This is a genomic window from Clostridium sp. YIM B02555, from assembly GCF_022320955.1.
Taxonomy (GTDB): Bacteria; Bacillota; Clostridia; order Clostridiales; family Clostridiaceae; genus Clostridium; species Clostridium saccharoperbutylacetonicum.
Window position 1 is genome coordinate 101154 of sequence record NZ_JAKJJY010000002.1, and the last position, 14791, is coordinate 115944.

General features: G+C 33.1%; 11 protein-coding genes. 8 read left to right on the forward strand and 3 right to left on the reverse strand.

The genetic code is table 11. The annotated features are described in order from the left end of the window. The first annotated feature begins 159 nt into the window (after positions 1 to 159). From L3B98_RS03985 to L3B98_RS03995, 3 genes are read left to right on the forward strand one after another with little or no spacing between them, the layout of a single operon-like run. Positions 160 to 2073 (forward strand): NAD(P)/FAD-dependent oxidoreductase, encoded by a 1914-nt coding sequence (locus L3B98_RS03985; protein ID WP_238915704.1) that lies wholly within the window; start codon positions 160 to 162, stop codon positions 2071 to 2073. A gap of 41 nt (positions 2074 to 2114) precedes the next feature. Continuing rightward, positions 2115 to 3545 (forward strand): MFS transporter, encoded by a 1431-nt coding sequence (locus tag L3B98_RS03990; RefSeq protein WP_238915705.1) that lies wholly within the window; start codon positions 2115 to 2117, stop codon positions 3543 to 3545. A 28-nt stretch (positions 3546 to 3573) separates the two neighbouring features. Beyond that, positions 3574 to 4317 (forward strand): SDR family NAD(P)-dependent oxidoreductase, encoded by a 744-nt coding sequence (locus L3B98_RS03995; protein WP_238915706.1) that lies wholly within the window; start codon positions 3574 to 3576, stop codon positions 4315 to 4317. Between the two features lie 232 nt (positions 4318 to 4549). Here L3B98_RS03995 and L3B98_RS04000 read toward each other — a convergent pair whose 3' ends face one another. Both L3B98_RS04000 and L3B98_RS04005 read right to left on the reverse strand, forming a co-directional pair. Further along, positions 4550 to 5488: an FAD:protein FMN transferase gene (locus L3B98_RS04000; RefSeq protein WP_238915707.1), complete on the reverse strand. Its 939-nt coding sequence runs from the start codon at positions 5486 to 5488 to the stop codon at positions 4550 to 4552. Positions 5489 to 5575: 87 nt separating this feature from the next. Beyond that, positions 5576 to 6499 (reverse strand): LysR family transcriptional regulator, encoded by a 924-nt coding sequence (locus L3B98_RS04005; protein ID WP_238915708.1) that lies wholly within the window; start codon positions 6497 to 6499, stop codon positions 5576 to 5578. Positions 6500 to 6672: 173 nt separating this feature from the next. On the opposite strand from L3B98_RS04005, the gene L3B98_RS04010 reads away from it, so the two are divergent. From L3B98_RS04010 to L3B98_RS04025, 4 genes are all read left to right on the forward strand, one after another. Beyond that, positions 6673 to 7272: an NADPH-dependent FMN reductase gene (locus tag L3B98_RS04010; protein WP_238915709.1), complete on the forward strand. Its 600-nt coding sequence runs from the start codon at positions 6673 to 6675 to the stop codon at positions 7270 to 7272. Between the two features lie 14 nt (positions 7273 to 7286). Next, positions 7287 to 9710 (forward strand): flavocytochrome c, encoded by a 2424-nt coding sequence (locus L3B98_RS04015; RefSeq protein ID WP_238915710.1) that lies wholly within the window; start codon positions 7287 to 7289, stop codon positions 9708 to 9710. Positions 9711 to 10033: 323 nt separating this feature from the next. Further along, a complete protein-coding gene (pepF, locus tag L3B98_RS04020; RefSeq protein ID WP_238915711.1) occupies positions 10034 to 11842 on the forward strand; it encodes an oligoendopeptidase F in 1809 nt (602 codons plus the stop codon). A 21-nt stretch (positions 11843 to 11863) separates the two neighbouring features. After that, positions 11864 to 12010, forward strand: coding sequence for a hypothetical protein (locus L3B98_RS04025; RefSeq protein WP_238915712.1), 147 nt, complete (start codon positions 11864 to 11866; stop codon positions 12008 to 12010). Between the two features lie 57 nt (positions 12011 to 12067). On the opposite strand, the gene L3B98_RS04030 is transcribed toward L3B98_RS04025, so the two are convergent. Continuing rightward, on the reverse strand, positions 12068 to 12940 hold the full coding sequence (locus tag L3B98_RS04030) for a LysR family transcriptional regulator (protein ID WP_238915713.1): 873 nt from the start codon (positions 12938 to 12940) through the stop codon (positions 12068 to 12070). A gap of 184 nt (positions 12941 to 13124) precedes the next feature. Here L3B98_RS04030 and L3B98_RS04035 point away from each other — a divergent pair, with 184 nt between their 5' ends. Beyond that, on the forward strand, positions 13125 to 14576 hold the full coding sequence (locus L3B98_RS04035; protein ID WP_238915714.1) for a DHA2 family efflux MFS transporter permease subunit: 1452 nt from the start codon (positions 13125 to 13127) through the stop codon (positions 14574 to 14576). Positions 14577 to 14791: the final 215 nt, after the last annotated feature.

Sequence of the window (14791 nt, forward strand, 5' to 3'; positions counted from 1 at the left end):
GACAAAAAATAAATAATGTTATATTTTAGTACTGTGGTACTAAAATATAGGATGTTGGTATTAAAAAGTAGGACTGCAGATAGGCTGTGAAATCCTACGGTAATATATATATTCTATAACATCTAGATGATTTAATCAAATAGAAGGAGTGGTAGAGAAATGCTTTTCCAAAAAGGGAAAATAGGAAATCTAGTTATTAAAAATAGGATTGCAATGGCACCTATGGGGCAACCAGCAGATATTGACGGTGGTTTTACCCAAAGCAACATTGATTATTTAGTTGAAAGAGCAAAGGGTGGAGTTGGCTTGATTATTACTGGCTGTACAGTTTGTAGTGAAGAATTTGAACCAAGACCATGTAATCTTCATAATAATTTTCATCAAAATGATCGATTAGGTAAGTTAGCTGATCAGATTCATATGTATGGGTCAAAGTTATGCTTGCAATTATCACCAGGTATTGGAAGGATGAATTTTATAGATCCATTTACACCGCCATATTCATCAAGTCAAGTGCCTAGTTATGCATTTGCAGACTTAATTTGCAAGGAAATGCCTACTGAGGGAGTAAAACATCTGGTTAAGGCTATGGGATACTCTGCACAATTAGCAATGAGAGCCGGTGTAGATATGGTTGAGGTTCATGCCTATGGTGGCTATTTGATTGACCAGTTTACATCTGCATATTGGAATAAGAGAACAGATGAATATGGAGGTAGTTTTGAAAATAGAACACGATTTTTAACAGAAATCATTACTGAAATAAGAAAAACATGTGGTCCTAATTTTCCTATCGCTGTTAAACTTACTATTGATAGTGTTGATGGATTGGAAAGGCCATTAGAAGAAGGTATTGCCATTGCAAAAATGTTAGATGAAATGGGTATTGACTTGTTGCACATAGGACGAGGTGCCTATAGTTGTAGATGGAGAATGGTAAGTAGTGTTTATCAACAACCTGGATTTGACATTGAAGCGGTCAAAAAAATTAAAGAAGTTGTGAAAAATGTACCAATCATGGCGCATGGAAAGTTGAACCATAAAAATGTAGCAGAAAAAGCCCTAAAAGAAAATACTGTTGATTTTGTGGCAATTGGCCATGGTTTACTTGCAGATCCACATTGGGCAAACAAGGTGAGAAGTAACAAATTAGACGAAATAATACCATGTATTGGTTGTGGAGAATGTCATTACAATGCAATGAATGGAAAGATTCTTTCTTGTGCAGTCACACCTACAACTGGTTATGAAAAAGAATACGCCCTTACACCTGCTACAGAAGCTAAAAATATATTAGTAATTGGTGGCGGACCAGGGGGAATGAAAGCTGCTATTACTGCTGCACAAAGAGGATTTAAGGTAAGTCTATGGGAAAGAAACACATATCTGGGTGGAGAAATGACTGCTGCTGGTGCACCAAGATTCAAAGAAGATGTTATGTCTCATGTGGAGTATTTAAGCAGACAAGTGTATAAGTATAATATTGATCTCAAATTAGGGTTCACAGCGACTGTAGAAGATGTTATAAAATATAATCCGGATTATGTTGTGGTTGCCACAGGTGCAACACCAATCATGATAAGAGTTCCAGGTTATGATAAAAAACATGTGGTAATGGCAGAAGAGGTTTTGCTAAATCAAAGGAGCATAGGTGAAAACGTTGTTATAATAGGCGGTGGTTTAGTAGGAAGTGAAACGGCTGTTGAGTTAGCTATGCAAGGTAAGAAGGTAAAAATTGTAGAAATGATGGATGACATTTTAAAAACAGCATCCCATTTTGTAGCAAACGATCAAAACTTACGATACTTAGTGAATGAATCATGTCTAAAAATAATTTCAAGTGCTAAATTAACTGAAATTTTAGATGATGGTGTAGTTGTTGAGAAAGATGGAAAGATGGAGAAAGTGGAATGTGATAATGTTGTATTTGCTGTTGGATTCCGTTCTAATCAAGAATTATACGATCAGATCGAAGAAGCAGGATTTGATGCTGTAGTAATAGGTGATAATGTTCAACCAGGTAAAATTTTACAAGCTATTCATCAAGGGTATCATGCTATTCGTGTTTTGTAAAAGGACAATTATGTTATAAAAGTTTATAAGGGGATGAATAAATGAGTAATAAAGAAAATAATGTTGTTTTAGAAGATGATGTGGCAATTTATCTTGAACCTTCAAAAAGGAAAATAGTAGCGATAGCATTACTGGTTTCTGTATTTGGTTGTAATTTCAGTTTCCGTGCATTTGGTATAGCATTGCCTCATATAATCGCGGGCTGGGATGCAATGCAGTTATATACATTGGGAGCTACATTGATGACTGTAGCAATGACCATCGCAACAGTCATTGCGGCTCGTGTTGCACCAAAAACAGGTTTGAAACAGACTATTATAGTAGGATTATCTATTATTTTATTATGTAATATGCTTACTCTAAAAGCACCGAATATGTTGATATTTGTAATTTTACGTGTATTAACAGGAGTAGGTAATGGTATTGTTTGTGGTCAAATTGCAGCTTCAATGAATAAGATTTGGCCATCAAATCAAAGAGGTACATGGATTGGAATTTTAGGTATTTTTCAATCATTAACTTCTGTAATAGGTCCTACACTTTCAGGGATGCTTGTTGATAATTTTGGTTGGCAATCAACTTACTTTACGATTAGTGCTTTTCAAATTATTGGATTAATTATGTTTGTTACATTATGTCCAAGGGATACGCGAGATAGATTCTATGAACCAGTTCCTTTTGATGTAGCGGGCACAGTATTTTTTACAATATTAATAACCTCTATCGTTATTGTGTGTAGTTATGGAAATTCATTAGGATGGACTAACATTAAAATGATTATTGGGTTATTAATTGCTATTATCGCAATGATTGGCCTTGTAATAGCTGAAAACAAAGCAGGAGCGGGATCATTATTACCATGGGATTTGTTTAAGAATGATTTAAACTTTGTAAAAATATTCTTGATTTCAATATTTATATCTCTACCAGGAATGGCTCAAGTGTATTTTATGCCGTTATATTTACAAAAAGTAGCACAAACATCAGCAATTGTTTCGGGGGTACCATTTACAATTTTATCTATTGCATCCCTTATTGCATCCCCAGTAGCAGCAAAGATAATAGAAAAGACTGGAAAAGCAAAGCTAGTTATGATGATTTGTGTAGTAATGATGACAGTACCTACATTCATCTATGGTGTATGGATTTATCCTGAAGTTGGAATGAGTAATTTACCAATTATTTATGGATTATCATTTTTATATGGTTTAGGCTATATATTGACTATGACTCTTCCATATATTGCATGTGCTAAGTATCTTCCAGAGAAAAGTATTGGTGTTGGTACAGCAAATGTCTATATGGGGATTACATTAGGAAGCAGTGTTGGACTTGCATTCCTGCAAGCTGTTTTTAATTCACTTTCTACTTCTGTTAATATGAATGCAGGTATTAAAGCAGCCTTTGTTTGTAGTGCGATTTCAGGTGCGTTAACTATTATTTTGGCTTTTACTTTAAAAAAAGTAAAATAAAGACTTATTAGTTGAAGGAGGATAAAATATGAAAAGTGAAAAATACGGTATTGTTACAGGAGCTTCAAGAGGCTTAGGAGTAAACATGGCCATTGAGTTGGCAAGAGAAGGATATGATGTAATTATCACCTATAATTCCAATACAAATAAAGCGGAAGCTGTTAAGAATGATTTGATAGAACGTTTTGGTGTTAATGTTGAGATTTTTAAGTTACAAGTTGAAAATGTGGAAAGTGTCAAAGGACTATACAACTTTGCTGTTGGTAACTTTGGCGAGAAACTTCATGTTCTTATTAATAATGCAGGTATTTATAGAAATATAAACTTAGTTGATATGGATCCAGATGATTTTGGAAAAGTAATAGACATGAATTTAAAGGGTACTTTCAATATGTGTCATTATTTTGCACCATTGATGATCAAGCAAAACTATGGAAGGATAATAAATCTTTGCTCAGCAGTTGGACTTAGAGGTATGCCTGGCTGCACAGCATATGCGTCTTCAAAGTTTGGTGTTAGAGGTTTAACGCAATCATTAGCCTGTGAACTTGGACCACATAATATCACAGTTAATGCTATTGCTCCTGGTTCACATAAAACTGATATGTTTTATTCTGCTCCAGCTGAAGTGATGGAAGAAAGACTAAAAAGCACTCCATTACAACGAGTAGGAGATGTCGAGGAGATGGAATTGTTAGTACGTTACTTCATCGCTTCTAATTTTACAACTGGACAGGTAATATCAGATAATGGAGGAACTACCATGATATAACCAGAATACTCTATTGATAATAAAGATTTTAACCCCAAATAACACTTAGGCCTGTAGACGATGGGGTAATTGTTAAGAGTTAAACCTACACATACATAAAATAATTAGGACTTTATAAGAACCTATTTATTTATGCATGTGTAGGTTTTTTGTGCGGAAAGTGGTGGGAATATGAAAATTTATATACTACAGGCAGTTATGTTTTTTGAAAGGTAAGGGTAAATTGGGAATATTACATTGTCAATGGATATATTCTTCCTATAAGATTATTTGTATAGGCTAACTTTCCACCCACAGTTATTACAATAGCACCCATACCTTCAATTTTATTAACTCTATGAATAATTGAAGCAGCATCTAATCCAAACAATTTTGTAGTATATATATCGCAGTCTAGTGATTTATCAGCAATAATAGTTAGAGAAGCTATATTACTTTCTATTGGATAACCTGTTTTACTATCAAATAAATGGTGGTATTTACTGCCATCCTTTTCGAAAACTCTCTCATATATTCCTGAGGTTACAACGGATTGATTTCTTATTTTGACAAGTGCAACTGAATTTCCTCTTGGTAGAAATGGATTTTGTATTCCAACATTCCAGTCACTGCCTTCAGATGGTGAGTCTCCAAAAACAAGAACATTACCTCCCATATCTACCATAGCTGAAACAACCCCATTTTCCTTAAAGAATTCCATAACTTTATCAGCAAAATAGCCTTTAGCTATAGCTCCAAGGTCTATTTCAATGCCTTTTTTTAAGAAATACACGGTCTTTTTTTCATCATCTAGTTGGATATTTTCAGGCTTTAAAAGCTCCAGGATTTTTACAATGGCTTCTTTCCCTGGCACTTGTGCATCCTTAAAACCTATTCTCCATAACTTTATTAATGGCCCTATTGCAATATTTAAATATGTATTCTCACATAAACTATGTTTTTTTCCTATTTTTATCAGCTCATATAGTTCTGCATCTACTTCTTGCGGAGCCAATGAAGCTGTTTTTTTTAGCATCGCGAGCTGTGAGTTATCACTGTTTGCACTAAAGACTTCTTCATAATGAATTAGCATAGCCTCAGCCTTTTCTGCAAGCTTTTCAGCAGCTTCTCCCTTTATATATAGAGAGATTTTTGTTCCCATAAGATATATTATCTTCTTATATTCATTCATTTTGATCTCCTATATTTAAGGCACTATCAAATTAATAACAAGTCTTCTTTTCAGCCTATTTTGGACTTGTTATTTATTATCATGTGCCTAATTATTTTGCCCATGAATTAGAAATGCATCTATAAGGTCTTTATCAATATTAGTTAGTTTTCTTTCATTGTGATATGCTATAAAATAATCTAAATTCAGCTCATCAATTGGAAGTTGATATATATTGTACTCGGATGGACACTCTTTTACATAGATGCTCTCTGGTATAAAGGTCACTCCTAAATTACTCGTTGCAAGTTTGCGTGCAGTATGGATTTCAGTGCTTTCAATTATGATTTTTGGTTCCACCTTATAAATGCTTAATAATTGATCAATCTGCTTTCTTATAGCAGAACCTTTGGAAGTTAGTATCAGCTTTTGACACAATAGTTTGTTTATGTCGATAGTTCCTTCTGGAATAATTGAGACATCTTTTTGATATAGATCACAGCAGTGAGGAATAATAGCACGGTAGCTGTCTTTCCCCCAACTAATCGAGTTTAAGTTCGGAGAAATATTTCTTGAATTTTGTCCAATCCAAAAATCCAATTCACCATTCTGAGTGAGTTTCTCATTTTTTTCTGGTAAAGTCTCTGAAAGTTCTATTCTACAGTTTGGATGCATATCCAAAAACTTTGGTAAAAAAAGAGGTAAAAGGTAGGTTCCAAGGCTAGGAAGCACTCCTATCTTTATAACCTTGTTATCTATATCTGATACAGCTGATATTTCCCTAAGCAGCTTAGCATAATTATTTTCTATTGAAGTTAAGTACTGGTAGTATATCTTCCCTTGTTCGGTTAAACGATATGGCAGCTTGCTACGACTTATAAGCTCGCAGTTTAGTTGACTTTCTATCCTTTTAATAACCTGTGTTAAGTGAGGTTGAGAAATATAAAGTGATTTGGCAGCTTTGCCATAATTGCTGTATTTTAAAATGGCATCAATATAATACAAAATATCTTGAGAGTAGTATTTTGACATTTAATTCATCCTTTTGTTAAATAATTAACTTATTTATTCTTGTGTTTGATTATAACAAATATGTTATCAAACTTCAATAAATAACTATTAGATATAATATATTTAATATGTTAAAATTATATCAAGAAATTACTAAAATTATGAAATTTTTTGAATGAAGAAAGGGGATTACCATGAAATATTTGGCAATTGTAGGCACTAACTCAGACGTGTCAACTAATCGTATGTTGCTTCAATTTATGCAAAAGCATTTTTCGAATGAAGCAGAGATAGAATTATATGAAATTAAGGATTTACCTGCCTTTAATGAACCAGAGGATTCTGATATTCCTGAAAAGGTAGCAGAATTATCTGATAAAATTCTAAAAGCAGATGGAGTAATAATAGCAACTCCAGAGTATGATCATGCTATACCTGCGGTTTTAAAGAGTGCTCTTGAATGGATTAGTTATACTAGTCAGGCACTTACTGACAAGCCTGTTTTAATAGTAGGAGCTTCGCTTGGTATACTTGGTTCTTCTCGTGCACAAGCACATCTTAGACAAATACTTGATTCACCTGAGCTTGCTGCCAGAATCATGCCAAGTAGTGAGTTCCTTTTAGGAAAATCACAAGGTGCATTTGATAATGCAGGAAATCTTATCTATTCAGATAAGCTATCAGAGCTTGATGAAGTTTTCAGAGAGTTTCTTCTATTTACGGATATTACATTAAAACTTTTAGCAGAAAAAGTTTTAAATAAAAAAGATAAAAAATACACTTGGCAAGAGTAGGAGGATTAATATCAATGAAATTTATAGCAATTACTGGAACTAATGCAAAGAGTTCATATAATCGTAAACTACTTCAGTTTATGAAAAAATACTTTGAGTCAAAGGCAGATATAGAAATACTTGAGATTAAAGATGTTCCGATGTTTAATCAATCTGATAATCAGTCTTCAAGTGAAGTTATACAGATGTTTAATGATAAAATTACAGCAAGTGATGGTGTTATTATAGCTACTCCTGAGTATAATCACTCAATTCCATCGAGCCTTAAAAGCTTAATTGAATGGCTAAGCTTTGATCTTCATCCACTTGCTGGTAAACCAGTGATGATTCTTGGAGCCTCTCTTGATGTTCAAGGCTCTTCTCGTGCACAGTTACATCTTCGTCAAATCTTAGATGCACCAGGTGTTGACGCAAATGTAATGCCAGGATATGAATTTTTACTTGGAAGCGCACATAAAGCATTTGATGAGGAAGATAATCTAAAAGATGAAAGAACCATAGACTTTCTAGAAATATGCTTCCTACGCTTTATGCGTTTTTCTAAGATTGCAAATCAGCTTAACGAAGAAGAAGAGTTTACCTTTAAACCAGGAGAATATGAGGTAAGTGCAATAGGTCATAGTGGAAGTCTTCCAATGAAAGTATCCTTTAGTGAAAACAGAATAGAAAGTATAGATATAACTACAGATGGAGAGACAGAAGGTCTTGCAGATGTTGCATTTATAAGAATACCAGATAAAATAATTGAAGGACAGACATTAAATGTTGATGCTCTTTCTGGTGCTTCTGAAACTAGTAATGCTGTACTAGACGGCGTAGCTAAAGCAGTTAAGCTTGCAGGAGTTAACCCTGACATACTTAAGAGACGTCCAAAGCCTGCTAGCAGCCTAATCAAAGTAGATGAAGAATATACTTGTGATGTAGTAGTTGTAGGTGGAGGTGGTGCTGGATTAAGTGCAGCTGCAACCGCGCTTCAAAATGGTTCAAGTGCAATTGTTCTTGAGAAATATCCAGCAGTAGGTGGAAATACAATACGTTCAGGCGGCCCTGTTAATGCTGCAGATCCAGAGTGGCAAAGCCAGTTTGAAGAAAATCCAGGAGAAAGACATACTATTGAAGAACTACTAGCTACAGATGAGAGCTTAATTCATCCAGAATATATAGATGATTTCCGCGCGCTTAGAAAAGAATTTTCTGATTACAAAGAAAAGTTTGACACACAAAAGGGACATCTATTTGACTCTCCACTACTTCATAGAATGCAAACATATTTTGGTGGTAAAAGAACTGACCTTAATGGCAACACCATATACGGACAATATGACCTAGTAAAGATACTTACGGACAGAGCTTTAGAAAGTGTTAAATGGCTAGAAGAAATAGGGGTTGAGTATGATAAGAGCATAGTGTTTGCTCCTGTTGGTGCATTATGGCGTCGTGGTCATAAGCCTACTAAAAGCTATGGTACAGCATTTATACTTGCATTATCAAAATATGTGCAAGATAATTCAGGAAAAATCATTACTGATAGCCCTGTAAAAGAATTTATCATAGAAGATGGTGAAATAAAAGGAGTAATAGCAACTGGTGTCAATGGCCAAAAGATAACTGTTCATGCTAAAGCAGTAGTGCTTGCAAGTGGTGGTTTTGGTGCTAATACAAAGATGCTAAAAGAATATAACACTTACTGGGCTGAAATTGATGATAATATAAGAACTACCAATTCTTATGCTATGACTGGTGACGGAATATTGCTTGGTAAAACAGTAGGTGCAGCACTTACAGGAATGGGATTTACTCAAATGATGCCTGTAGCTGACCCAGAAACTGGTGAATTATTCAGCGGAGTTCAAGTGCCACCTGAAAACTTTGTAATGGTAAATAAAGAAGGAAAGAGATTTATTAATGAATTCTCTGGAAGAGATGTTTTAACAAAAGCGGCTATTGACCAAGGTGGTTTATTCTACCTTATAGCTGATGATGAAATAAAGAAAGGCGCAGCTAATACAAGTCAAGAAAAGCTAGACCGTCAAGTAGAAGCTGGTACTCTATTTAGAGCAGATACACTAGAAGAGCTAGCAGTAAAAGTTGGTATGGATCCTGCAGTTCTTATAGATACTATTAATAAATATAATTCATATGTTGATGCAGGATTTGATCCTGAATTCCATAAGGATACATTTAGCTTAAAAGTTGAAAAGGGACCGTTTTATGCGACTCCTAGAAAGCCAGCAGTTCATCATACAATGGGTGGACTTAAGATAGACACTAAAGCCCACGTATTAGATGAAAATGATAAACCAATTAAAAATCTTTATGCTGCTGGAGAAGTTGCTGGAGGTATCCATGCAGGTAACCGTCTTGGCGGTAATGCATTAACTGATATATTTACCTTTGGAAGAATTGCTGGTAAAACTGCAATTGATGAAATGAAATAGTTAATGTTTAGATAATTAAAATAATAAATTTAACTTACCTATTCTAGCCTAAACAACTGACGGTATAAACTGTCAAGGTGTCATATACAAAGAAGAAGAGCCTATACACGCATAAGTAAAAATGTTGGTGTAGGCTCTTTCTTTTTGACATTCTCTTAATCAATATTTATTGATTAAATTTATAAGATAAGTATAGTATAAATTTTTCTAATTATATAAATTCTCGTATGCATGTACTACTAATACATAATTAAAGTAGACTGAATAATCAAAAAGATATAAAATACAAGTTATAGGAAAGACATAAAAAGGGGGCATTATTAATGAAAAAAATTCTTAAAGAAAGAAAAGACGTAGATCAGAATATTACTTGGGATTTAACTGCTATTTATGCCACAGATGAAAAATTTGAGAGTGCTGTAAGTGAAATGAAAGAACTTGCTTTAAAAATAGAAGAAGATTATAAAGGTAAATTGAATACAGCAAATAAGATTAACGAATGCTTAGATAAACTAAAAAAATTATATCAACTTAAGTATCTTACAAGTTCTTATGTAGAGCTTTCGTTATCAGTGGATTATACAAATAATGAAAATCAAGATAAATATTCCAAAATGATAAATATAATAGCTGACATTGAAAGTAGACTAAGTTTTATAGAAAGTGAGATTATTCAAGTAGATGATGAAGTTTTAGAGATTGCAATAAGTGCATCTAAAGAAAACAGTAATTATTTAAAAAATAAAAAAAGAGAGAAAGGATATGCACTTCATCCAGAAGTAGAAAGAGTTTTAGCAGCTTTATCTGGAACTTTGGAAGGACCTTATAAAGTTTATGAGCAGGCTAAGCATGCAGATATGGATTTTAAGAGTTTTTCTGTTGGGAACAATGAATATCCTCTTGGTTATGCACTTTTTGAAAATGAATACGAATATGAAACTGATGCAAAAATTAGAAGAGCTGCATTTAAAGCCTTTAGTGATAAGTTAAGAGAATATCAATATACTACAGCAGCAGCTTATCAGCTTCAAGTGCAGAAAGAAAAAACGCTGGCTACATTAAGAGGCTTTGATTCAGTTATAGATAGTTTATTATTTCCTCAAAAGGTTGACAGGGATTTATATAACAGACAGATAGATCTTATAATGGAGAAGCTATCACATCATATGCGAAAGTATGCAAAACTTTTAAAGAAAATACATAAACTTGATAAAATGACTTTTGCAGACTTAAAGATTGCAGTTGACCCAGAATATGATCCCAATGTTACTATAGAAGAATCTAAAAAGTATATTGAGGATGCTTTAGCGATATTAGGTGATGATTACTTAGAAATGGTTAAAGCAGCTTATGATGAAAGATGGATTGACTTTGCACAAAATAAGGGTAAATCAACAGGGGGATTTTGTGCAAGTCCTTATGGAAGCCATTCCTTCATATTGTTATCCTGGAGCGAAAAGATGGCAGAGGTGTTTACATTAGCCCATGAACTTGGGCATGCAGGCCACTTTAAATTATGTAACGAAAATCAAAATGTATTTGACACAGATGTTTCGGGATATTTTGTAGAAGCACCATCTACTATGAATGAGCTTCTTATGGCAAATTATCTTTTAAATAGTAGTGAGGATAAAAGATTTAGAAGATGGGTTTTATCCTCAATGATTGGGCATACCTATTATCATAATTTTGTAACTCATCTTTTAGAAGCAGCTTATCAAAGAGAAGTTTACAAAATAATTGATGTAGGTGGAAGTATTCAGGCTTCAACTCTTAGTAAAATAAAAAAGGAAATACTTGAAAAATTCTGGGGAGAAGATGTAGAGCTAATAGATGGAGCAGAATTAACCTGGATGAGACAGCCACATTATTATATGGGTCTTTATTCTTACACATATAGTGCAGGTCTTACTATTGCCACAGAAGTAAGCAAGAGAATATTAGAAGAAGGCAATAAAGCAATAGAAGAATGGAGAGAAGTACTTACAGCAGGTGCAACTAAAACACCAGTAGAGCTTGCAAAAATGGCAGGAGTAGATATAACAACAGATAAACCGCTTATTGATACGATTGAATATATAGGGAACATAATCGATGAGATAGTTAAGCTTACTGAGGAAATTGAAGGATAAGTTCATTTTTATAATAAGATAATGTTAATTATAATTCTTAATAGTCAGTTGAAAATGGATTCACAGGATACAGAGTTAAGTAAAAAAATAGATATGCTGGAGCAGGAAGGAGAGAAAAGCAGTAAAGTTTATAGTGGATTTAAAGGTAATGCTTCGCATCCACATTGAAACCCGCGACAATATTTATTTAAATATTACCGTGGGTTTATTTTATTAGGTGAGAGTTTAAAGTCTTTTATATGATGTATTTTGTTCAATTATTTCTATAAACTTTGAAAGGGAACTAGTCATTAGAGAATTCTTTCGTCTTATAAAAAATGTTCTTGTAGTATTATATTTCTCAGATATAGAAAATGATTTGATAAGACCTCTTTTTTCATAATCATCAATAGTGGATTTAGGCACGAGTGATGTACCTAAATCAGCCATCACACCTTCAATAATAGAATTCAAATTATTAAATTCTATATATCTGATATTATAAATTCCTTGCGATTTAAGCCAGTTTTCAAGTTGTATTCTATTAGGGCACCCTGCTGTACTCATTATTAAGGGCTTGCAATATAGATCTTCAATATTAGTATATTTAGGATTAGATATAAGTACTAAATTTTCTTCAAATTCAAGTTCCTTTACAAAATTGTCATCAATAAGAGAAGTGTTTTTGACAAAAGCACCATCTAACTGAAAGTGATTTACCTTATAAATAAGTTCATCTGATTGACTTGTTGTAAGAGATAAATCGACTTTGGGATAGATTTTATGATATTTAGCTAGGAGTTCAGGGAGACGGATAGCAGATACTGTGTGAATGGCACCAATGGACAAACTTCCAGAGGGTTCACAAGAATCCTGTATAGCTTTCTCAGCTTCATCTAATAAATAAATTATTTTCTCAGCATAAGTGAGTAATTTTTCACCAGTAGGAGTTAAAATCATACCACGTTGTCTATAAAAAAGTTGTGTGTTTAAATCAGATTCTAATTGCTGAATTCTAGCTGTGACATTAGATTGAACATAGCCTAAGGCTTTGGCAGCCTTCGTTATGCTGCCTGTTTGGGCAACAGTTCTGAAAATTCTTAATTCATTACTTTCCATTTTTTCACCTCGATTTATAAATCATTAAAAGTGATTCTTTGTATCTGATATAATCATTTTACATGATATATAATTCATTGTAAACTATAGGTAGAAAATAAAATTAAATGGCTTCGATGGGATAAACCATATAAAGTTTTATTTGCAGCCGAAAATTTATTCCATTTATAGATAAGGAGATTATATGACAAATTTAAAAACACACAAATGGAGTATTTTACTTGTTGTTACATTGGTTTCATTTATTACAAATTTAGATTCAACTATAGTGATAATAGGATTACCTAAGATGATGGAAGGGTTAAATATTTCGATGACTTCAGGCTTATGGATAATTACAGGTTATATTATTGCAAGTACAGTACTAATATTACCTGCTGGAAAGTGGGCAGATACATTTGGAACAAAACGTATTTTTGTGATAGGACTTATAATTTTTGCAGTTGGTACAATTCTTTGTGGAATTGCAAATACAGGATTAACTTTAAATATATTTAGGTTAATTCAAGGAAGTGGAGCTGCCTTGGCTACGGCAACTGCAACTCCAACTATAGTTAAGACTTTTCCTAGTAGCCAACTTGGACTTGCTTTAAGTATCAATGCTACTTCATGGGTTATTGGAGCAATAGTTGGACCTGTAGTTGGAGGCGTTTTAATTACCCAGTTAGGATGGCGTTCAATATTTTTTATCACAGTACCTTTTGTACTTCTTTGCATAATCGGAGCGCTTTTAGTAATGAAAGAAACTGAACTTAATATGAAGCAAAAAAATGATTTCACTGGGATAATAACGTTTAGCTTAGGATTAGTATTAACAATGGTAGTGCTTTCAGAAGGACAATCATTAGGATGGTTATCTTATGAAACTTTAGGGCTATTAATAACTGCAATTTTATTATGGATTGCATTTATAATTACAGAATTGCGTGTGGAGAATCCACTATTTAATTTCAATTTGCTTTCATACAGAAATTATTCAATTGGACTTGTAATTACACTATGTTATTGTATTGCATATTTTTCATTGCCTTTATTGTTAAGTATATATTTGCAAAGTGCATTACATTTAAGTCCTACTATGTCAGGCCTGTTAATGATCTCACTATCTGTACCACAGCTTGTAATTGGTCCTTTTGCAGGGAAACTTGTAGATCATATTGGATCATTAAAGACTCTCACCTTTGGAATTATATTTCTTATTATAGGAATATTCTTTCTTGGAAATCTTGAAGATGAATTATCAATTTCAGCTATAGTTACTCCACTAATATTATTATCAATAGCAAATGGTTTGGCTTGGCCTTCATTAGCAAAAACTATATTATCAGCGGTTCCTAAAGAGCAATCTGGTTCAGCATCAGGTATGCATTACACTATTATGAATGTTGGTAAAGCATTAAGCCAGACATTAGCGATATTAACAATAGAAGTTGTTATACCTGCTGATGTAGTTTCAAAAGCCATCATAGGAATAGGAAATTTAAACAGCATAAATATTAATGGCAATCTAGTTAGTTCAATAGATTCTAGTTTCAAGTTTTTTACTATCTTCTTTGTAATTGCGCTAATATTAAGTTTATTTCTTTTATACTCAAAATGGAATGATAATCATAATGAAAAAGAAAATATGGTATAATTTATAAATTTATTACTAATCACAATTTCTAATAGTTAGTGAATTTATAATTTCACGCTTCGCTTCCTCCATGAAACCCACGAAAATATAAATATTGGATTTTCGTGGGATATTTCATATGCTATCCTAGTAATATAAGCGATGTATTGATGTTTACGGAAAACGTTTAGAATGCTATAATGTAGAGAAATATTTGTTTAAAGATAGGGAGTAAA